Consider the following 454-nt stretch of genomic DNA (forward strand, 5'->3'; position numbering starts at 1 on the left):
CGGCGCATCGTCGACATGGTGGAGGAGGAACTGCGGCCCTCGCGGATCCTCACGCGGGAGGCGTTCGAGAACGCGGTCCGGGTCAACGCGGCCATCGGCGGCTCCACCAACGCCGTCATCCATCTCACCGCCCTCGCCGGACGCGTGGGTGTCGAGCTGGACCTGGACGACTTCGACACGCTGGTCCGTGAGGTGCCGACGCTGGTGAACCTGATGCCGAGCGGCACCTACCTGATGGAGGACTTCTGTTACGCGGGCGGGCTGCCCGCCGTGATGGCCGAACTGCTCGGCGGCGGGCTGCTGCACGGCGGTCCTGTCACGGTCACCGGACGCACCGTCGGCGAGAACACCGCGCGGGCCGAACGGGCCGGCTCCGACGTCATCACCCCGCTCGACGCGCCCTTCCAGCCGGCCGGCACGGGCATCGCCGTCCTGCGCGGCAACCTGTACCCGG

The 454-nt window shown here is 71.4% G+C and carries 1 protein-coding gene; it reads left to right on the forward strand.

Features of this window, described 5'->3' with window-relative positions:
- Nucleotides 1-454 (forward strand): dihydroxy-acid dehydratase (locus LPA54_RS38465; protein ID WP_228985022.1); only part of this gene is annotated, 454 nt, incomplete at both ends.

Origin of the sequence: Streptomyces sp. DH12 (assembly GCF_020873895.1) — a bacterium.
In the GTDB taxonomy this organism is placed as follows: domain Bacteria; phylum Actinomycetota; class Actinomycetes; order Streptomycetales; family Streptomycetaceae; genus Streptomyces.